This is a genomic window from Citrobacter sp. wls827 (genome assembly GCF_005280875.1).
Classification (GTDB): Bacteria; Pseudomonadota; Gammaproteobacteria; order Enterobacterales; family Enterobacteriaceae; genus Citrobacter; species Citrobacter youngae.
Genome location: NZ_SZWR01000019.1, coordinates 328,769 through 349,190 on the forward strand (window position 1 = coordinate 328,769; position 20,422 = coordinate 349,190).

General features: G+C 52.4%; 16 protein-coding genes. 4 read left to right on the forward strand and 12 right to left on the reverse strand.

Annotated features, from left to right (window positions below; genetic code table 11):
* Positions 1-118: 118 nt before the first annotated feature.
* The 3 genes from asnS (at position 119) to aspC (ending at position 4,583) form a co-directional block, all read left to right on the forward strand.
* Positions 119-1,519, forward strand: a complete 1,401-nt coding sequence (gene asnS / locus FDX03_RS16865) for an asparagine--tRNA ligase (protein ID WP_048212128.1) — start codon at positions 119-121, stop codon at positions 1,517-1,519.
* Between the two features lie 613 nt (positions 1,520-2,132).
* A complete protein-coding gene (gene ompF / locus FDX03_RS16870; protein ID WP_048212129.1) occupies positions 2,133-3,209 on the forward strand; it encodes a porin OmpF in 1,077 nt (358 codons plus the stop codon).
* Between the two features lie 183 nt (positions 3,210-3,392).
* Complete coding sequence (gene aspC, locus FDX03_RS16875) at positions 3,393-4,583, forward strand: aspartate transaminase (RefSeq protein ID WP_061067624.1); 1,191 nt, start codon at positions 3,393-3,395, stop codon at positions 4,581-4,583.
* Between the two features lie 52 nt (positions 4,584-4,635).
* Here the strand turns inward: aspC and FDX03_RS16880 are convergent, their stop codons facing one another.
* The 7 genes from FDX03_RS16880 to cmoM all read right to left on the reverse strand — a co-directional run bounded on the left by FDX03_RS16880 (position 4,636) and on the right by cmoM (position 15,300).
* The gene (locus FDX03_RS16880) at positions 4,636-5,283 is read right to left on the reverse strand and encodes an MBL fold metallo-hydrolase (RefSeq protein ID WP_003831949.1); all 648 of its coding nucleotides are present in this window, start codon (positions 5,281-5,283) and stop codon (positions 4,636-4,638) included.
* Between the two features lie 28 nt (positions 5,284-5,311).
* Positions 5,312-5,860 carry a YcbK family protein gene (locus FDX03_RS16885; RefSeq protein WP_003831948.1) on the reverse strand — a complete coding sequence of 183 codons (549 nt, stop codon included), beginning with the start codon at positions 5,858-5,860 and terminating at the stop codon, positions 5,312-5,314.
* A gap of 176 nt (positions 5,861-6,036) precedes the next feature.
* On the reverse strand, positions 6,037-7,788 hold the full coding sequence (gene ldtD / locus FDX03_RS16890) for a L,D-transpeptidase (RefSeq protein WP_115602301.1): 1,752 nt from the start codon (positions 7,786-7,788) through the stop codon (positions 6,037-6,039).
* A 261-nt stretch (positions 7,789-8,049) separates the two neighbouring features.
* The gene (mukB, locus tag FDX03_RS16895; RefSeq protein WP_137346278.1) at positions 8,050-12,510 is read right to left on the reverse strand and encodes a chromosome partition protein MukB; all 4,461 of its coding nucleotides are present in this window, start codon (positions 12,508-12,510) and stop codon (positions 8,050-8,052) included.
* The gene (gene mukE, locus FDX03_RS16900; protein WP_016152457.1) at positions 12,510-13,214 is read right to left on the reverse strand and encodes a chromosome partition protein MukE; all 705 of its coding nucleotides are present in this window, start codon (positions 13,212-13,214) and stop codon (positions 12,510-12,512) included. The genes mukB and mukE overlap by 1 nt, the downstream gene beginning before the upstream one ends.
* Positions 13,195-14,517: a chromosome partition protein MukF gene (gene mukF, locus FDX03_RS16905; RefSeq protein WP_048212134.1), complete on the reverse strand. Its 1,323-nt coding sequence runs from the start codon at positions 14,515-14,517 to the stop codon at positions 13,195-13,197. Before mukF ends, mukE begins: the two co-directional genes overlap by 20 nt.
* Before the next feature lie 3 nt (positions 14,518-14,520).
* Entirely contained in the window at positions 14,521-15,300 is a 780-nt protein-coding gene (gene cmoM, locus FDX03_RS16910) for a tRNA uridine 5-oxyacetic acid(34) methyltransferase CmoM (protein ID WP_040231810.1), read from the reverse strand.
* Between the two features lie 135 nt (positions 15,301-15,435).
* Between cmoM and elyC the strand changes: the two genes are divergently transcribed.
* Positions 15,436-16,212, forward strand: a complete 777-nt coding sequence (gene elyC, locus FDX03_RS16915) for an envelope biogenesis factor ElyC (RefSeq protein ID WP_048212135.1) — start codon at positions 15,436-15,438, stop codon at positions 16,210-16,212.
* On the opposite strand, the gene FDX03_RS16920 is transcribed toward elyC, so the two are convergent.
* The 5 genes from FDX03_RS16920 to lpxK form a co-directional block, all read right to left on the reverse strand.
* Positions 16,189-17,082, reverse strand: coding sequence for a YcbJ family phosphotransferase (locus FDX03_RS16920; RefSeq protein ID WP_005123553.1), 894 nt, complete (start codon positions 17,080-17,082; stop codon positions 16,189-16,191). The two genes, elyC and FDX03_RS16920, sit on opposite strands and share 24 nt — an antisense overlap.
* Positions 17,083-17,245: 163 nt before the next feature.
* Positions 17,246-17,992: a 3-deoxy-manno-octulosonate cytidylyltransferase gene (gene kdsB, locus FDX03_RS16925; protein ID WP_048212136.1), complete on the reverse strand. Its 747-nt coding sequence runs from the start codon at positions 17,990-17,992 to the stop codon at positions 17,246-17,248.
* The gene (ycaR, locus tag FDX03_RS16930; protein ID WP_003035793.1) at positions 17,989-18,171 is read right to left on the reverse strand and encodes a protein YcaR; all 183 of its coding nucleotides are present in this window, start codon (positions 18,169-18,171) and stop codon (positions 17,989-17,991) included. Before ycaR ends, kdsB begins: the two co-directional genes overlap by 4 nt.
* Positions 18,172-18,222: 51 nt before the next feature.
* The gene (locus FDX03_RS16935) at positions 18,223-19,455 is read right to left on the reverse strand and encodes a winged helix-turn-helix domain-containing protein (RefSeq protein ID WP_137346279.1); all 1,233 of its coding nucleotides are present in this window, start codon (positions 19,453-19,455) and stop codon (positions 18,223-18,225) included.
* A 41-nt stretch (positions 19,456-19,496) separates the two neighbouring features.
* A partial coding sequence (lpxK, locus tag FDX03_RS16940) for a tetraacyldisaccharide 4'-kinase (RefSeq protein ID WP_249357091.1) occupies positions 19,497-20,422 on the reverse strand: 926 nt, incomplete at its 5' end.

The window sequence follows — 20,422 nt, forward strand, 5'->3', positions numbered from 1 at the left end:
CTTTCACTCTAGCTACGAATTCTGCTTGTCTGATTGCAGATGCCAGGTAACATAGGTATCCCCCCCCATTATGGGTGGACATGTGTTTATATATCCGACTATTAACAGAGAGAATATTATGAGCGTTGTGCCTGTAGCCGACGTACTCCAGGGCCGCGTAGCCGTTGACAGCGAAGTCACCGTGCGCGGATGGGTGCGTACCCGCCGAGATTCAAAAGCTGGCATCTCCTTCCTCGCCGTTTATGACGGTTCCTGCTTTGATCCTGTACAGGCCGTCATCAATAATTCTCTGCCCAATTACAATCAGGACGTACTGCGCCTGACGACGGGTTGTTCAGTTATCGTAACGGGTAAAGTCGTTGCATCACCTGGACAAGGACAGAGCTTTGAAATTCAGGCCACTGAAGTTGAAGTCGCGGGCTGGGTTGAAGATCCTGATACCTACCCAATGGCGGCTAAGCGTCACAGCATTGAGTATCTGCGTGAAGTGGCGCATATGCGTCCGCGCACCAATATGATTGGTGCGGTAGCGCGCGTACGTCATACGCTGGCGCAAGCGCTGCATCGCTTCTTCCACGAGCAGGGTTTCTTTTGGGTATCTACTCCGCTGATCACCGCTTCCGATACGGAAGGTGCGGGTGAAATGTTCCGTGTTTCTACGCTGGATCTGGAAAACCTGCCGCGTAACGATCAGGGTAAAGTCGATTTCGATAAAGACTTCTTTGGTAAGGAAGCGTTCCTGACCGTTTCCGGTCAGTTGAACGGTGAAACTTACGCCTGCGCCCTGTCCAAAATTTATACCTTTGGACCGACTTTCCGTGCGGAAAACTCCAACACCAGCCGTCACCTCGCAGAGTTTTGGATGCTTGAGCCGGAAGTCGCTTTTGCCGATCTGAACGATGTTGCAGGTCTGGCTGAAGCAATGCTGAAATACGCGTTCAAAGCCGTACTGGAAGAACGTGCGGATGATATGAAGTTCTTCGCCGAACGTGTCGACAAAGACGCGGTATCACGCCTGGAACGTTTTATTGATGCTGACTTCGCGCAGGTGGATTACACCGATGCGGTAAGCATCCTGGAAAAATGCGGCAAACAGTTTGAAAACCCGGTTTACTGGGGTGTTGATCTGTCTTCTGAGCATGAACGCTATCTTGCCGAAGAACACTTTAAAGCGCCGGTGGTTGTTAAAAACTATCCGAAAGATATTAAGGCGTTTTATATGCGCCTTAACGACGACGGTAAAACCGTTGCGGCAATGGACGTGCTGGCACCGGGAATCGGTGAAATCATCGGTGGTTCTCAGCGTGAAGAGCGTCTGGACGTGCTGGATGCCCGTATGCTGGAGATGGGTCTGAACAAAGAAGATTACTGGTGGTATCGCGATCTGCGTCGCTACGGTACCGTTCCGCATTCCGGTTTTGGTTTGGGCTTTGAGCGTCTGATCGCTTATGTCACCGGCGTACAGAACGTCCGCGATGTTATTCCGTTCCCGCGTACACCGCGTAACGCCAGCTTCTAACGTTGTCGCTTTAATCATAAAGGCCAGCACTGCTGGCCTTTTTTCGTTCAGCGCATTGCTGTATTTGTCGCCTTAGATGGACTCTCATCCCGCACTAAACTCAACCCGTAAATTCCCCCTTCCTGTTACGCAATGTTTCACTGCAACATTTGAGAACAAAAAATAATCACTATTTTTATTGTGGATTAGCACTTCATGATCAAATAGAGCATTTATTACCCATTCTCACGGCATTCTGGACGGCCAAAATATGCATTTGTAAAAATGGTTCTTTTTTGCGGGGCTAGATAAAAATGTCGTTAGCAAAATTAAGTATAAGAAAATCATATAAATAGATAAAACTGAGCAAAATTCAATCGCAGGGACACCTGAAATTTGAAGTCGTTCACAAAGTTGCATAAAAATAACACTTTGTTACACATTTTTTCTTTTTGAAACCAAATCTTTATATTTGTAGCACTTTGAGAGTAGCGAAACGGTAGTTTGAATGGAAAGATGCCTGCAGACACATAAAGACACCAAACTCTCATCAATAGTTCCGTAAATTTTTATTGACGGAATTTATTGGCGGCAGTGGCAGGTGTCATATAAAAACCGATGAGGGTAATAAATAATGATGAAGCGCAATATTCTTGCAGTGGTTATCCCTGCTCTGCTGGTAGCCGGGGCAGCTAACGCTGCAGAAGTTTATAACAAAGATGGCAATAAAGTAGACATCTACGGTAAAGCTGTAGGTCTGCACTATTTTTCCAAGCACAACGGTGACAACGCCTACGCACCTAATGGCGATCAGACTTACGCCCGTCTTGGTTTCAAAGGGGAAACTCAGATTAACGACCAGCTGACCGGTTACGGCCAGTGGGAATACCAGTTCAGCGGCAATAACTCCGAAGGCGGTGACGACTCTCAGAATGGGAACAAAACCCGTCTGGCGTTTGCTGGTCTGAAATTCGGTGACGCAGGTTCCTTCGATTACGGTCGTAACTACGGCGTCGTATACGATGCACTGGGTTACACCGATATGCTGCCAGAATTCGGTGGCGATACTGCGGCTTCCGACCAGTTCTTCTCTCAGCGTAACGGTGGCCTCGCGACTTACCGTAACTCCAACTTCTTCGGTCTGGTTGAAGGCCTGAACTTCGCTGTTCAGTACCTGGGTAAAAACGAGCGTGATGACGTTCGTCGCTCTAATGGTGACGGCGTTGGCGGTTCTGTAAGCTACGAATTCGAAGGCTTCGGTATCGTCGGTGCATACGGCGCGGCTGACCGTACCGATGCCCAGCAAAACCCGCTTCTGCGCGGCCATGGCGACAAAGCTGAGCAGTGGGCTACCGGCGTGAAATACGATGCTAACAACATCTACCTGGCAGCGAACTACAGCGAAACCCGCAACGCAACCCGCATTTCTAACGGTTACGCGAACAAAACTGAAGACGTACTGTTAGTTGCTCAGTACCAGTTCGACTTCGGCCTGCGTCCGTCCCTCGCCTATACCAAATCTAAAGGTAAGGATATCGAAGGTATCGGTGACGTAGATCTGGTGAACTACTTCGAAGTGGGCGCGACTTACTACTTCAACAAAAACATGTCCACCTATGTTGATTACATCATCAACCAGATCGATTCTGACAACAAACTGGGCGTAGGCTCTGACGACACCGTTGCAGTGGGTATCGTTTACCAGTTCTAATAGCAGACCTCTTTGCTAAATGCCTAAAAAACAGGACTTCGGTCCTGTTTTTTTATATCCGCCAGCGGATTCTTGCGTCTTCAAAAAACACCCCTGCTTTTCGTCACTAACGGTTGGCATTTTGTAAATCTACCGTTAACCTGATAGCGGACTTCCCTTCTGTAACCACAATGGAACCTCGTCATGTTTGAGAACATTACCGCCGCTCCTGCCGACCCCATTTTGGGCCTGGCTGATTTGTTTCGTGCCGATGACCGCCCGGGGAAAATCAACCTCGGAATCGGTGTATATAAAGATGAGACAGGCAAAACGCCGGTACTGACCAGCGTTAAAAAAGCCGAGCAATATATCCTGGAAAATGAAACCACCAAAAACTATCTTGGCATTGACGGTATTCCAGAGTTTGGTCGCTGCACTCAGGAATTACTGTTTGGTAAAGAAAGTGCTCTGATTAATGAAAAACGCGCGCGTACCGCACAGACCCCTGGTGGTACGGGTGCCCTGCGTGTGGCCGCTGATTTCCTGGCAAAAAACACCAGCGCAAAACGCGTGTGGGTCAGCAACCCAAGCTGGCCGAACCATAAGAGCGTATTTAATTCTGCTGGTCTGGAAGTGCGTGAATATAACTATTACGATGCTGCAAACCATTCACTGGACTTTGATGCATTGCTGGCAAGCCTGGCTGAAGCACAAGCTGGCGACGTCGTATTATTCCACGGATGCTGCCACAATCCGACCGGTATCGATCCGACGCTGGAGCAGTGGCAAACGCTGGCTCAGCTGTCAGTCGAAAAAGGTTGGTTACCACTGTTCGACTTCGCCTACCAGGGCTTTGCGCGTGGTCTGGAAGAAGATGCAGAGGGTCTGCGTGCATTCGCCGCGCTGCATAAAGAGCTGATTGTCGCCAGCTCCTATTCCAAAAACTTTGGTCTGTACAATGAGCGCGTAGGTGCCTGTACACTGGTTGCAGCTGATGCTGAAACCGTTGACCGTGCCTTTAGCCAGATGAAATCGGTAATTCGTGCGAACTACTCAAACCCGCCAGCCCACGGTGCATCCGTAGTCGCCACAATTCTGAGCAACGATGCGCTGCGTGCCATCTGGGAACAGGAACTGACTGACATGCGCCAACGTATTCAGCGCATGCGTTTACTGTTTGTCAATACGCTGCAGGAGAAAGGTGCAAACCGCGACTTCAGCTTTATCATCAAACAGAACGGTATGTTCTCTTTCAGCGGCCTGACAAAAGAACAGGTTCTGCGTCTGCGTGAAGAGTTTGGTGTCTATGCCGTCGCTTCCGGACGTGTAAACGTCGCAGGAATGACGCCAGATAACATGGCACCGCTGTGCGAAGCGATTGTCGCAGTGCTGTAATTTATTGCGCATAAAAAGGCCGCAATCGCGGCCTTTTTATTTATCTGCGGTGTTACCAGACTGGCATTTCATCCTGCAGGAACGGGTTATGTAGCCGTTCGTTACCCAGTGTAGAAAGTGGGCCGTGACCCGGGATAAACGTCACGTCATCACCCAATGGCAAGAGTTTACGTTTAATCGAATCAATCAATTGGCTGTGATCCCCACGCGGGAAATCACTGCGCCCTACGCCACCTTTGAAAATCACGTCGCCTGAAATCAGTAACTTTGATTGTTCATCAAAGAAGACAACATGCCCTGGCGTGTGACCCGGGCAATGCAGCACCTGTAAGGTTACGTTGCCGACGCTAATCCGATCGCCTTCGTTTAGCCAGCGATCGGGCGTCAGCGGCTCACAGTCACCCAGGCCAAACATGCGGCTTTGCGCAGGCAGCCCCTGCAGCCAGAACTCATCTTCTTTTTCCGGCCCAATAACCGGTACACCGTAATGCTGTGCCAGTTCAGCCGCTGCCCCTACATGGTCAAGATGTCCATGGGTAAGCAGGATCTGCATGAGCGTCAGACCGCTGGCATCGACTTCCTGTTTGATTTTCTCGGCATCACCGCCGGGATCGACCAGTGCGGCCAGACGCGTCTGCTCACACCAGATTAGCGAGCAGTTCTGGGCGAATGCAGTGACCGGAATAATACGATAGTTCATACAGCTCCTGTTTCATTAAGCTTACGGATCACCAGTGCCGTGCAGGCCCGGTGTCGATATGCACAAAGTTACTGCTGGGGTAGTATCCTACACCACCTGCGCGCATAGATAACGCAGCTTTGCGAATATTGCTTAATGCGATGCCTTCAATGTGGAAATCCATAGCCTGGCCTTTAGTGTGGTAGCTTTTCTTTGCCACACCGCGACTGCGTGCACGGAGTTCGTTATTGGTATCGATGGAACGATAGCCGGAGATCAGTTGTACGGGTTTACGCGTACCCAGCAATCCCTGCAGACGGAAGAGTTGATCAAACAATCCCGGGTCGATGGATTTCACTTTATTCGCCCGAAAGTCACGGAAAAAGTGATTAAGTTTTGCTAATTCGTCCTGAATATAGCCCCTGCCATCAAAAAACTCTGCTTTAATTGACTCACCGGTATGCAGGTTATTCAGAGTCAATATACGCGGACGTGGGGTGGAAAGTGTAGCAAACGCAGGCGTAGGCAGGATGGCAGCGCCGAGGGCAATGCCACCAAGCGCCAGCAGTTTGCGGCGATTAGCGTCAAATTTGTCCATGGTATTAAGGTCTACAGGTCAATGTTATCGTATGTATGCTCTAGCGCACGCGGGAAACCTTATCTGGCTAAGTAGTCCACGTCAAGGCTCCCAAACCCAGGAAATACGGGGCTTGCAGCCATCCTGCCCCGTTTTCGTCATAACTTACGACAATCATTTTCCTCGAACTGCTTCATTTATCTGATTAATTGCTCAGCTTTCGACATGATTTGTGCGCTGGATCGCGCTGTCTGATCGTAATTGTAAATATCTGTTCGATACTGCGTACGTCCATCGCTTCCCACAAAGGCAGTCAGATAGTACAGGTTGACCGGAATATTCTGGCGGATATTTACATACCGCGTATCCCCTTGCTTCAGGGCATCCGAGATGCGCGTATCATTCCAGCCAGCATCCTGCAGCAGCATATTCGCCAGTTCCGAGGCCTTATTCACGCGCACACAGCCAGAACTTAGCGCCCGAGTATCCTTCTGGAACAAATTATGGTTTGGCGTATCGTGCAGATAAATGGCGTCCGAACTCGGCATATTGAATTTATAGCGACCCAGCGAATTACGCGCTCCCGGTGCCTGCTGGAAGCGGAACGGCAGATTTGAGGCGGTGATTGTAGCCCAGTCAACCTGCCACGGATCTATCGTCTCTTTGCTGTTCCAGCCGCGCATTACAGTATACCCGTGACGCTCAAGGTACCCCGGATCGTTCCACAATTTAGGCAGAATATCTTTTCGGGCCAGCGTCGGCGGCACGTTCCACGGTGGATTTACAACCACATTATTCAACGCGCTGCTCATCATCGGCGTTTTACGATCGGGACGTCCGACAATAACACGGGAAGCCAGCACCTGATTTCCGTTCTGATAATAAACCAGCGAGTAGGCTGGGATGTTTACCATGATGCCGGTAGACAGATCGCTCGGCAGCAGGCGCAAACGCTGAATATTTAACGCCAGTACGCCCGCGCGTTGAGCAGGCGTCACGTTCAGCCAGTCACGCGTCGCAGGGCCAATCGTGCCATCGGCCCCCAGCCCCTGCCATGTCTGAAAACGTTTCACCGCGTCAACAAGTTCGCGATCGTAGGCGCTACGCCCTTCTTTGGCAGAAGTGCTGACACCGGCGTTCAGCATTCCGGTACGACGCAGAATTTCGCGCAGCGCCGGGATATCATTACTCCATTCACCGGGACGCAACGTCGTGGTGCTGGTTAACCGTGGCCAGGGTCGCGAATCCCCCACCAGCTTCAGCAACGACTCATGCATCGCAGCATACTGTGGATGCTGAGGTGTAAGGCTGGTGATAAATGAAGTTAGCTGACCGTTGTCCAGCGCTACCTGCCATTGGTTAACAACGGAGAGCGGTGGCGTTGCCAGTGCATAAGGCTTATCGCTGTAGAGCCAGCGGCTACCTTTGACGGGGATATTGGCAATAAAGTGCAGATAGCCCATCATCGCATCAGAAAGTACAGTATCACGTGCCAGGCCTGTGACTGCCGGGTCAGTCAGTAACGCAACCCAGGCGTTAAACTGCGGCTGAAACCCGGCAATCGCCACCTCGGCTAACTGTTGTTGAAAGGCTTTTACCGCATCACGATTTTCCCACATCGGTTTCATTTCGCGTGCGGCATACAGTAATTCCAGCTGGCTCATATAAACCGGCGTATAGCCTGCTGGTAGCTGAGATTGCAATTCAGCGCGGGCTTTGTCCACAGATGTGCCATTGGGCAGAGACTGAATTCCCGCCATCACACCTGTCGCGTAAGATTGTACCTGCGGTTGCGATAACGCTGTAGGCTGTTCGCTGACGGCAGCAGAGCTGTCGCCAGGAATCATTTCAGGCTCATCAGCCTGCGCGTTGAACAGTGGAGCGAATGTTACGGCCAGGCACAAACTGATTGCCGACAGCCGACGACCACACATTTTATTAAGCAACATCCCTTGCCCCCTGTTTTCTTTATCATACTTTGAGTAGCCAGACCGCCTGTATTCCCCGTTACTCTCAAGGGAGCGGGCCTGTAAAACGCCAATACATTCTGAAGTATGACGAGCAAGCCCGGTGACGCGTTAGGCTTACCTTCAGTATATAAACATCAAATCATTTTTGCCTAACCTAATGTAAAGAAGTCTAAAGAAATTACACCAGGTATCATGTGCATATCGGAAAAGAAAAAGGCGGCTTTAGCGCCGCCTTTTTACTTAGCTTGCCTGCGAAGAGGCATCTTCTATCCCAGGTAAGGGCTCAGGTAACTGAGGGGCAAAACCACGCAGACCCACCACATGAACGTGTTCGGTGTTCTGGAAGACTTTACGCACCAGTTTGTAGGTTGTGCCTTTCTCCGGGCTGATATTTTCCGGCGCAGCAATAATCAGCTGCATCTGCAAACGCTCGCACAGTTCAAACAGGGTTGCGATGGAGCGGGCATCAAGTCGTGCGGCTTCATCAAGGAACAACAGGCGGCATGGCGAGATATCTTTCCCACGCAGTCTACGCCCTTCATCTTCCCAGCTTTGAACAACCATCACGAGGATTGACATCCCGGTACCGATCGCTTCCCCTGTGGACAGGGCGCCCGATTCAGCACGCAGCCAACCGTCAGAACCACGGTTAACCTCAACTTCCATTTCCAGGTAGTTGCGGTAGTCGAGCAGTTCTTCACCAATGGTTTGCGGCGTACGCTGTCCCATGTCAATCTGCGGATTCAGACGCTGATACAGCTTCGCCAGCGCTTCAGAGAAGGTCAGACGATTGCTGTTAAACAGATCCTGGTGCTGCTCATGCTGCTCGGAGAGTACGTCCAGCAAGGTGGCATGCGTCTCGCGTACGTTGACGTTCAGACGAACGCTGTTTACCTGGCCAAACGACACGCTTTGCAGACCCTGGTTCAACATACGAATACGGTTCTGTTCGCGCTGAATTGTCTTACGAATAATATTTGCCACGCTGCGAGAGCTGATGGCCAGCTTCTGTTCACGGGAGGTTAACTCTTCCGTCAGACGGCTCAATTCAATCTCCATCTGCTCGATGGCTTCAACCGGATCGTCGGTACGGATAATATCCTGGCGAATACGTTCACGCAGATGCTGGTAAACCGCAACAAAGAACTGAATTTTACGTTCTGGACGTTTTGGATCTTCAGACATGCGCAACACATCGCGCAGATGTTCGTTATCCGCAACCGCCAGACGTAGCGCACCGAGCGCCTTATCCGACATCGAACGCAGTTCGTCACCGGAAAGATAGGCCAACTCGCGACGGTGCAGACGACGTTCCACACCGTTATCTTTCACCATCCGCATCACCGCACACCAGCCGGCTTTGGCGGTGACTACCTGCTCGCGCATTTCATGGTAATCGCGCTCAAGCTTGCGCAGCTTGCGGGTCAGGTTTTCCATCTCCGCTTCGCAGAAGGTCAGTGCTTTCTCAAGTTGGTTGCGGCGAGCGCGGTTATTACTGAGCTGCGCATGCAGTTCGTCACGACGGATACGCGCGCGCTCTTCGGCACCGCTGTCCGCACGAACGCCAATATCCTGCAGTTCACGTTGTAAATCGTTAAGCAGCTCTTTCTTGGTGTCATAAGAGCTTTTCAGCGAGGCCATAACCTGATTGTACTGGCTCAACTGCGCGGCATGGCTGCGCAACGCTTCACGGGCGCGGGTACGTTCAGCTTCCGCCTGTTCCAGACGCTCACGCAGTTTCTCATTCAGATCGCTGTTACCGCTGAGCATTTCGGCGGAGTCGGAATAGCTAAAGTGCGCCCGGCGCTGTACCACTTCGGTCAGGGCAAAAGCTTGCTGACGCGCATCACGCTGCATCTGCTGAGAATACGCGTAGTCTTCTTTCAGCTGTTCAAACTGCTCAGGGTCATTTTGCAGAACTGAAACGATAGGTTCCAGTTTCGCCAACTGATTGCCGTGCTGCTGCACAAAACGCGCGGCTTCCTGAGCTTCATCCAGACGCTCGCGAATTTCGTCCACGCGATCGGCCAGCGTGTCATCTGCCAGCAGATTCAAGCGAGGCAGCAGGCGGTTCAGCGCGGAGACGCCCTCTTTCGCCTGTTCAAACTGCATACGGCTTTGCTGGTTATCATTTTCATGATTAGTCAGCGCACGTTCCAGTTCAACGCGACGGCCATTCAGTTGGCGAATTTCCGCTTCCGGATCGGCTTCAAACGCCACCGACAGATGACTGCCGATAAAGCGGCTGAACGCCTGATGCAGACGCTGGGTTTTCTGGACATCAAAGGAGAGCGTGGCGAAACGTTCAGACAGCCCTTCACGCTCGGCATGCAGGGTTTCGATACGGCTTTCACGCGCTGCACGACCAAAAATAGGCACCTTCGGGAAGCGGGAATAACGCCACTGACGCTCGGCGGTTTTCACCACCACCGCTTTTTCAAGTTCATCGACGCTGAAAACGCTGTCATCAAACGACTGCGGATCCCCTTCGATGAAATAGAGGTCTTCCGGGCAATCCGTCAGCCCATCAAGTTGCTCAGTAATCAGTGACAGATCCGGCACCACGATGGCATGGCGCGAAGGACCGTACAGCGCAGAGAAGTACGGCGCATCTTCAAGGCTAACATCGTCATAGATTTCAGACAGCAGCACGCCGCCGAAGCGTTCCGCCAGCGCATTGAGGCGCTGATCTTCCGCCCCGCCCGGCTGACTTAAACGTTCAATCTCTTCATCAACCGCATTTTTACGTGCACCGACTTCATCACGCTCAACAATGGCCTCACGCTCGCGCTCCAGCAATTGTTGCAGATACTCGGTCACATCCTGGCTGGAGGTAAACTCTTCGCCACACTGCTCGCTAAGCTGATTCAGGCTATTTTGCGCAGCCAGCCAGACAGGCGCGCGTTTCATCAGATGCTGGATACGCGATTGCAGTTGCTCCTGCTCCTGGCGCAACGTCATACGCTGTTCACTGGCAGAAGAGACGCTGTCCGACAAGGCGGCGATGCGCGCTTCCAGTTCCTGGTGCAGCGCTTCCAGCTCATCGATATCGAACTGTTTACCCTGACGCTTGCAGAATTCAGCCAGCAGACGCTCGGCTTCCTGCTGTTCGCGCAGACGCTGCTCCAGTTCGCTCAGTCGCATACGCAATGGCTGAACCTGTTCCGCCAGGTGGCGCTGTTCAACGCCTTCGCGCAGCAGCTCACGCGCCACGCTCCAGGCTTCACCACGCGCCAGCGGGCCGTTGATAGCCGCCACCAGCTGATAAGCCTGTTCGAACTGGCTGTGCGCAGTTTGCGCCACGCTCATTTTTTGTTCCAGCGTCAGCAACTTCTCGGTCGCTTCCTGCTCTTTGGCCTGGAAGGTTTCCAGCCATTCAGCGGCGCTATCGGCGGTCAGATCCGGTAAGTGGCAAAGCTCTTTGGCTCGGCTCAGTGCCTGAATCGCCTGAGTATACTGGATGGCGCGCGTTTGCTGGACGTCCAGCGCCTGCTGGTAATCGGCAAGCTGGCTTTTCAGCTCATCCACTTCCAGCTCGGCGGCTTCCGCACGGGCTTCATTCTCATCCTGACGATCGACAGCTTCTGCCACGACTTCATTTTGTTCTTCGAGACGGATCTGCAACTCTTCGAGATCCGCTTCGTAGCGTTCAATTTTTTCCTGCTGACGCAGTGCGGTTTGCACCAGATTCAGGTGATCGCTCGCGGCCTGATAATCGGCTTCCAGATCGCCTTCCGCGCCGTTATGCTCGCCCAGTTCACGCGCCATATCCACATGCTTATACTGCTCTGCGGCCAGCTGCTGGCGCGAGGTATACAGTTCACGACGATATTCCAGCGCTTTGTCGAGGTGAATACGACGTTCATTAGCGTGGCGCATATAATCTGCCGCCACATAGTTAGTCGCTTCGCTGATCAAATGCTTAAACAGGTCACGATCTGACTGGGTGACGCGAATCGCTTCCAGCGTCATGCGGTTTTCACGCAGCGCGGCTTCCATATCCTGGAACGCTTTACGCACGCCGCTGTTTTCTGGCAGCAGGTAATCGCGCAGTGAGCGAGTAATGGCGCTGGAGATACCGCCGTACAGTGAGGCTTCAATCAGGCGATAGAATTTACTACGATCAGACGCAGAGCGCAGACGACGGGCAATGATGCCCAAATCGAACATCAACGAGTGATAATCGGTTATCGAGTTGAACTGCTTAAACTGCACGCCTTCCATCTCATCAAGCTTCTCTTTTAGCTCAGCAAGAGACAGAACGCGAGCCTGCCGTTCGTTCAACGTTTCCGTGACCAGTTGGGTTGGCTGTACCGACATCGGCAGCCCCTGAATGGCAAACGGTTTGATATCCACTTTGCGATCACGACCCGCAACCTGTTGCAGACGCACACCCACGACCACGCGCTGATGACGCGAGTTGAGGACGTCGAGCATTGAGTAACAGACCCCTGCTTTCAGCTTACCGTGCAGGCCTTTATCACGTGAACCGCTGGTTGCACCGGCTTCGGTGGTATTACGAAAATGCAGCAAGGTTAAGTCCGGGATAAGCGCTGTAACGAATGCCGCCATGGTGGTGGATTTACCCGCCCCGTTCCCGCCCGACAGCGTGGTAACCAGCTCATCAAGGTCAAACGTACGGGCAAAAAAACCATTCCAGTTAATCAGCGTAAGTGAGCGAAATTTACCGCGTTCAATCATTATTCTTCTTCTCCACTGTCCGGCTGATTTTCTTCGGGCTCATCGTTGAGCTGCAGGCGGTTCTCGACCGGCATCGCTTCGCCATCACGAATTAAGCGACGCTGCGCTTCGCGCGGATCGTCACCGCTGCGCACGTCCGCGCCAAAGCGGAAGACTGATTCCGTAATACGGAATTTGCTGCTGTCGTGACCCATAAACCACACCATGCCTAAACGACGCAGGCGGTTAAGTGAAGAACGCACTTTTTCCTGGAGTTTCTGGCGATCAACGTCCGAACCGGTCGAACGGTTGTTCACCAGCTTCAGCAGTTTGGCTTCATCCGCCAGCGTTAGCAGCTCGTCGTACAGCTCTTGCTGAGTAAAAATCCCTTCGTTCGCCAGACGTTCCGGGCTGAGATAGAGATAGCAAAGAATTTTACCGACCATCATGTCCAGTTCAGACAGGACCGAACGGGGAATGAGCGTCGTTGAACGCGGACGAAGGTAGAAGAACCCTTCCGGCGCACGGATCAATTCCACGTTATAGCGGCTGTAAAACTCTTCAAAATATTCCTGAAAATCCATCAGGAAGGCATGATTATCCAGTTCATCCAGGCCGATATGGCGACCCGAACGTAACGCGCTATCCAGCGCCGGAAATAACGGATTCGCCAGCGCCTGCGCCAGCTTGACCGGCATCACTTGTTCAATATTTGTCAATGACATGCGCCTGTACCTTGGCTCCGTAATCATTAATCGGCTGCCATTTGGCTGGCAGTCCGGTGAAGTCTGCTTGCGCTACGCCAAGACGTACCGCCTGATCGATAACAATACGCGCAACGTCGAAGTGACGCGCACGTGGATATTGCGCCAGATACTCGCGCACGACCAATCCGAGATCCAGTGGCGTTTGTCTGGATTTATAGATAGCCAACTGCTCTTCGATAATTGCCGCCAGCTGTTCGCGGATCTCATTAAATTCTTCATATTCCAGATCGGCCGGGAGCTCACCGGTGACCTCTTCATCACGCAGCACCATCTCTTCGTCACGCATATCCAGCAGACGATCGGCATTGGCATAGGTCAACGCCCACGGATCGTCAAAATAGCTCTGGACAGACTGACGTAAACGCTGGGCAAAGACGCGATTTTTGTCCATATCAATAGCGGTACGGATAAACTTGTGCACGTGACGATCGTAGCCGATCCACAAATCGATGGATTGCTGACCCCAGCTGATAATACGGTCGAGCTTGCTTTGCAGGTCGAACACCAGCCGGTCGACGAAATGCAAATCGTCATGAGCCATCGTCGCGTCCTGAATGCGTAACAAGTTCGCCTGCAGCTTATCGCCTGCGGCTTCCAGCGTATCCTGTAGTTCACGCAGCGTACCAGACGTTTCAGACAGCAGCATTTCACAGCTGGAAATTGCCGCCCGCCAGTCTTTGTTTAGCAACTGTGCGATGTCGTCTTTTACCTGCTGCTGCTGTTCATCCATGATGCGCTGGGTCAGATCGATACTGTCGAAAATTTCCGCTACCGAATACTTCAATGGTGCATAGACGTTGCGGTGCCAGTGGAATTCATCACCACCTTCTGCGGCGGCATCTGCCGCGCGCTTCAGCTCACCAGCAACAATCGACAACTGCATCGACAAACGCAATGTAGAGAATTCGCGCTGACGAATATAGTAATCCGTGATGCCAATCCCCAGCGGCGTTAAACGATAAATAGCGTTACCTTCCGCCTGCTCGCTGGTAAAGCGGTTCAGCAGACGTTGACGTACCATGTCGTTAATCGCGTTATTGGCGCGAACACCGATGGTTTCGCTGGTTTGCTCAAACGCATCACTCACATGGCGGAACGCATCCACCAGCTCGCCTTCGCTCATCTCACCGTCAAGTCGCTCACCGTTCAGCGTGGCTACCGCCAGCAGGAACGAAAGTCTGTCTACCGGCAGAGAGATGGAGAAGTCATTTTTTCTGGCCCAGGCAACCAGTTCGGGGACTGTCTGGGAAAATTCACTCATAGGTTATCCTTGCATCTGCGGTTTGCGCGCGGTGACATGAATATAGCGGCCAAGGCTGATATACGGTTCCTGGCGGCAATAGCGCGTTTCTAACTCAAGTAACATTTCATAACCGTCACGCTGTTGATGCTTATCTCGCAGATAATCATGAAACACGCGCACGCCTGTCTTACCGGTTATCTGCCAACCGATCTCTTCCAGCCACTGGTAAACCTGTCCTGGTTCACGCGGATAGTCTGGTGAAAGCGTACGTTTTTTACGTTTTGGCATCCCAACCTGCACATAGTCGAAATTCCCTGCGACCATGTTGTGCATCAGCAGACCGTTAGCATTGTAGAACATTAACGATAACGCGCCGCCGGGACGTAATACCGACCACAGGGTTTGCAGCACGCAAACCGGTTCGGCCACCCATTCCAGCACAGCATGAAACAATATCAGATCAACTGGGCTTTCCAAATGCGCAGCAACATCCTGAGCGGCGCATTGTATGAAATGCATGTTTCCGCTCACACCTTTTGCCTCTGCTGCCTGTTGCGCACGGGCGATCATCTCACCGGACAGGTCACATAATGTCACGAAGTGACCGCGCTCCGCCATTTTGATGGCCGTTTGCCCTTCGCCCCCACCCGCATCCAGAATATGTAATTTCTGTTCACCGAGCGTGGGCAGTAAGCGATCCAAATCCTGCCAGAGAATAGCCTGTCTTAATTGACCTTTGGTGGTGCCGTAAATGTTACGGGAAAACTTCTCTGCAATGTCATCAAAATTGCGATCCCGCATCGGGCTCTCCACAGGCTGGCTTTAGGGCGACTAAGTAAAACCGCTATTTTGTCACACCCACGCCGAGAATGAACCTTCCTGGTGTAATATCGCTGCAGATCCCCTGCTATATGGTTAAAAAAGGAACCAAAAAGGATGCTTTTTACGCTGAAGAAAGTGATTGGCGGTATGATGCTGCCGCTTCCGTTGATGCTGCTTGTGATGGGCATCGGCCTGGGGTTAATCTGGTTTAGCCGCTTTCAGAAAACGGGGAAAGTGTGTATCAGCCTGAGTTGGCTCGCACTTTTACTGCTTAGCCTGCAACCTGTCGCCGATCGTCTGCTGAAACCGCTTGAGGATAGTTATCCAACCTGGCAGGGTACGCAAAAAGTGGAGTACATTGTGGTGTTGGGTGGCGGATATACGTGGAATCCGCAGTGGGCGCCAAGTTCAAACCTGATCAACAACAGCCTTCCACGTCTGAATGAAGGTATTCGTTTATGGCGCGCAAACCCGGGCTCGAAGCTTATCTTTACCGGCGCTGCCGCAAAGACCAATAATGTCAGCACGGCTGAAGCTGGCGCTCGCGTGGCGCAGTCGCTGGGCGTGCCCCGCAGCGAGATCATTACGCTGGACAAACCTAAAGATACCGAAGAAGAAGCGATAGCAGTAAAACAGGCCATTGGCGATACGCCGTTCCTGCTGGTGACATCCGCATCGCACTTACCGCGTGCGATGATTTTCTTCCAGCAGGCCGGACTGCATCCGTTGCCTGCACCCGCTAATCAACTGGCCATCGATTCACCACTCAATCCGTGGGAGCGAGCAATTCCTTCGCCTGTCTGGCTGATGCATAGCGATCGTGTTGGTTACGAAACGTTGGGGCGCATCTGGCAGTGGCTAAAAGGTTCAGGCGAGCCACGGCAGCAGTGATTTCGTTGCCAGGTCAAAGTTGGAACGATTAAAACGTCCGGTATTGACCAGTTGCGCAACCTCATCCCATAACACATACAACCAGCGCCGCCAGATGAACGACTCCGCCACTGGCGCGCGCTGCAGGTATTGCCATAGCAGGCTTTCCGCCAGCGCATTATCCATTAAGCGGAACAGTTCATATTCCCTGGGCGCCCACAGCATCAACCCCGGCCCCACCATTGCCAGAAGCTGATCGCTACGGGCGTCTTTAAGCATGCTGCGTAAGCTGAAATTACCGTGGATCAGCACGCAGTTATCATTGAATCCTTCAAATAAAGCGGGCAAACACTCACGGGTACGAAACAGGATCCGTTTGTCCTGCATCGTCAGCCCGGTATTGTTGAACTGACTTAACGTAGTCCACAACACCTCAACTCGCTGACGATACCAGGATGGCCAGATATTCTCTTGCGTGTTATCCACCATTCCCACACAGCCGCGGCTATCCTGTCGATGCCATGAAAGCAGACCTTCTACAATCTGATCCTTTAGATGTTCCCAGCGTTCGGGCGTTCTGGCTGGCGCTTCTACCGGCACACCGCGTAAACGCTCAAGCAACAGGACATCAGGGCCGGGATGTTCTTCGTGCGTTAAGACCCCATAAATGACTGGCATACGCACAGTCCCGCTGCGTGCCAGCATGGTGGTTTTCCATGCTAACTGCTGCGCCATCCCCGGTGTGGTGAAACTTCTCGCCATCAGTGGCATCGGATTTCCCTGGCTGTCATACAGTGACCACAGGGCCGTATCCACTTTTTCATTTACGCATTCAATACGACTGAGTTTTTCACCCAGCAGATGGCTGAGTTCGGCACGCAACTGTTCCATTTCAGATTGCCCTCATTAATGCTACTGCTTTCATAATGAGCGTCGTGCAGACAGATGTCACCCGGATGAGATCAATTGATGAAAAGAAAAGTGGAGGGAAAGCGTAACGATACGACACTCCTCCCAAAAATCGCATCACCGGGGGGGAGTGTCATGAGAAAAACTAACGCATTTCAGCGCGAACGCGCTCAAGGTCTTCGGCAGTGTCTACGCCGGTTCCTGGGACTTCTTTTGCGACGGCAACGTGAATTTTCTCGCCGTACCACAGCACACGCAGTTGCTCCAGCATTTCAATATGCTCAAGTGGACTCGGCTGCCAGTTTACATAACGGCGAATAAATCCGGCGCGATAACCGTAAATGCCCAGGTGACGCAGGAAGGTATCGCCCACCGTTTCGAGGCTTTTGGAAAAACGGTCGCGATCCCATGGGATCGTCGCACGGGAAAAATAGAGAGCATAACCTTCGGCATCCAGCACAACTTTTACCGCATTCGGATTAAACGCCTCTTCCGCGCTGTGAATCGGGGCTGCAAGGGTCGCCATACCAACCTGGCGCTGCGCCAGATTCTCAGCGACCTGACGAATAATGACCGCCGGGATCATCGGCTCATCACCCTGGACGTTCACAATAACGGTATCATCGCTAAAGCCACATTTCTCGACAACTTCCGCCAGTCGCTCCGTGCCAGACTGGTGATCGGCACGGGTCATGCACACTTCGCCACCCACCGCTTCTACCGCACGAGCGACATCTTCATGATCGGTGGCAACAATAATACGCTCAGCGCCAGATTCACGCGCACGTTCCAGGACATGCACAATCATGGGCTTGCCGTTGATATCCAGCAGCGGCTTACCCGGCAAACGTGTGGACGCATAACGCGCAGGAATAATGACCACAAAACTCATGATTTACTCTCATCAGCAGTCAGAACACGGGCTTCGGTTTCCAGCAAAACTGGAATGCCGTCGCGCAGTGGGAAAGCAAGGTTATCCAGTTTACAAATCAGTTCCTGTTTTTCCTGGTTAAACCAGAGTTTGCCATTGCATACCGGGCAGGCAATGATTTCAAGCAGACGATGATCCATAGTTCCTCCAGATGGACCGGATTGTGAATCCGTAAATATTAACATAATCAATTAAGAGGCTGGGTCTATTTCCCAACCGTGCCGAGATTCAGCAAATAAACCGTCCGGGCAATTCCCCAATGTCACTCGCGTCGCCTGCTGCCAGCGGGCAAAATCATCAATCGCCTGAAACAATCCTTTTTGCAGAGTAACCCCTGGTTTGATGCCATCCTGCAACCACAGCGAAATAACCTCCAGCACGCCGGTTTTACGGTGCATTTTGGCGTCCATGCGCCCAACTAACTGCCCGCGATGCAGCAACGGCAAGACGAAATAACCATACTGACGTTTCGGCGCTGGCGTATAGCATTCCAGTCGGTAGCTAAAATCAAACAGCTGTTCTGCCCGTTTACGATCCCAGACCACCGGATCAAACGGGGATAAAACAGCGTTGTGGGTGGCAGTCAACTTTCCCGCCAGAGCAAGTTCCAGTTGCGGCTGAAGGTGGCTGTGCAACCACAAGGTGCCCAGCCCTTCTACATCAACAGGAATTATATGTCGCTGTTCCCTTCGCATATCGCACCAGTTTTTTAACGCCGGACGCTTCAGGCGATAGTAGTCCGCCAACCACTGCTCACGGAAAATACCCAAACTACGGGCGCTATTATCCAGCATCACAATTTCGGCTTCATCCTGCGACAGCCGGTCACGCTCGTCATCCCAATGAGGCATGACGCGATGCGTTAAATCATACACTCGCTGAAAATTACGCCGCTCCACCACCATCACTTTCCCGGATGTCAAAAGCCCTTCCAGATGCCGCTTTTGTGGTTTCCATTCCCACCAGCCGCTGGCGCCCTTACGCGGATGCTCGAAATCGGCTGAACGTACCGGCCCGTTATGCTGGATATGCTGTAACAGTTGCTCAATTTCATGGGCATGTTCTTTCATCCACGCCGCTTTGTATTTCCAGCCCATTTTTTCCGGAGCCAACATACGATGGCGTATCAGCGTAAAGTCGCTGCGCGGTAAAAAACAGGCTTCATGCGCCCAGTATTCCATCAGTTCGCCCTGCAGTAAGGACTCATCCAGCCATTGGGGGGAATAGTCACCCAAACGACTAAACAGCACCAGATAGGGACTGCGCGCCACAATATTGATGGTATCGATTTGCAGTAACGACATGCGCGAAATGGTGGGAAGAATATCTGCAGGCGTTGCCCGGCGGCGTGTTTTTTTCAGTAGCCCCTGGGCAGCAAGATGAAGATGACGGGCATCCGTCAGAGTAAGACGCGGCAACGACATTTATGACCTCATAAATGATTCGCTGCCGCAGCGTGAATCAGTCAGCGAGTCAGCGAGATTAAGCTATCCAGCAACGCATCAGGCCGTTCGCCTGACAGATGTGCGTCAACGGGTAAATACCACCAGTTATCATCGGCAAATGCACGACATTTCACGGCATCTTTTTCCGTCATCACCAGCGTTTGTCCTTCTGCTAACAACGCACTGACGTCACTGTAGGTCAGAGACTGATGGTCTGCCAGTGCGACACATTTTTGTAACCTGGCGCCACATGCCTCAAGCGTGGCAAAAAAACGGGGTGGATGACCGATACCCGCCATGGCGACAATATCAGGCAGTTGCGCCACATCGCGACGTTCACCGGTACGTAAATTAACGGCCGGCCCCGGCTCAAGATGCATGGGAATTTCACCCGGTCGCGCAACGCCGCCATTAACGATCGTGGCATCTACCGATTTAAGGCGACCTGCGCGTTCACGCATTGGCCCAGCAGGGAGCCACCAGCCGTTACCAAACCGACGCACACCGTCAATCACCACGATTTCCACATCACGAGCCAGACGATAGTGCTGTAACCCATCGTCTGTCACAATAATCTGCACGTCATGGTGAGCAAGGATCGCTTTTACCGCATCCGATCTTACCGGAGATACCGCTACGGGTACGCCGGTACGTTGAAAGATAAGCACAGGCTCATCACCCGCTTCTGCGGTAGTGGTCTCTGCGGTCAATAACAACGGGTAAGCAGCCGCTTTCCCGCCGTAACCACGCGACACCACGCCCACGCGAATCCCGCGTTGCTGCAGTTGTTCAACCAGCCAAATCACCACCGGTGTTTTGCCATTGCCGCCCGCGGTAAGATTCCCAACCACCACCACCGGTACTGGCGCACGCCATGCACGTTTAAGCCCAAGCTTGTAGCATAGGCGGATCCCGCCACTCACCAGGCCATACAGCCAGGAGAGTG

Bases quoted from the DNA above. Each gene is read 5' to 3' on its own strand.
- asnS (WP_048212128.1), top strand. From the start codon at position 119: ATGAGCGTTGTGCCTGTAGCCGACGTACTCCAGGGCCGCGTAGCCGTT.
- ompF (WP_048212129.1), top strand. From the start codon at position 2,133: ATGATGAAGCGCAATATTCTTGCAGTGGTTATCCCTGCTCTGCTGGTA.
- aspC (WP_061067624.1), top strand. From the start codon at position 3,393: ATGTTTGAGAACATTACCGCCGCTCCTGCCGACCCCATTTTGGGCCTG.
- FDX03_RS16880 (WP_003831949.1), bottom strand. From the start codon at position 5,283: ATGAACTATCGTATTATTCCGGTCACTGCATTCGCCCAGAACTGCTCG.
- FDX03_RS16885 (WP_003831948.1), bottom strand. From the start codon at position 5,860: ATGGACAAATTTGACGCTAATCGCCGCAAACTGCTGGCGCTTGGTGGC.
- ldtD (WP_115602301.1), bottom strand. From the start codon at position 7,788: ATGTTGCTTAATAAAATGTGTGGTCGTCGGCTGTCGGCAATCAGTTTG.
- mukB (WP_137346278.1), bottom strand. From the start codon at position 12,510: ATGATTGAACGCGGTAAATTTCGCTCACTTACGCTGATTAACTGGAAT.
- mukE (WP_016152457.1), bottom strand. From the start codon at position 13,214: ATGTCATTGACAAATATTGAACAAGTGATGCCGGTCAAGCTGGCGCAG.
- mukF (WP_048212134.1), bottom strand. From the start codon at position 14,517: ATGAGTGAATTTTCCCAGACAGTCCCCGAACTGGTTGCCTGGGCCAGA.
- cmoM (WP_040231810.1), bottom strand. From the start codon at position 15,300: ATGCGGGATCGCAATTTTGATGACATTGCAGAGAAGTTTTCCCGTAAC.
- elyC (WP_048212135.1), top strand. From the start codon at position 15,436: ATGCTTTTTACGCTGAAGAAAGTGATTGGCGGTATGATGCTGCCGCTT.
- FDX03_RS16920 (WP_005123553.1), bottom strand. From the start codon at position 17,082: ATGGAACAGTTGCGTGCCGAACTCAGCCATCTGCTGGGTGAAAAACTC.
- kdsB (WP_048212136.1), bottom strand. From the start codon at position 17,992: ATGAGTTTTGTGGTCATTATTCCTGCGCGTTATGCGTCCACACGTTTG.
- ycaR (WP_003035793.1), bottom strand. From the start codon at position 18,171: ATGGATCATCGTCTGCTTGAAATCATTGCCTGCCCGGTATGCAATGGC.
- FDX03_RS16935 (WP_137346279.1), bottom strand. From the start codon at position 19,455: ATGTCGTTGCCGCGTCTTACTCTGACGGATGCCCGTCATCTTCATCTT.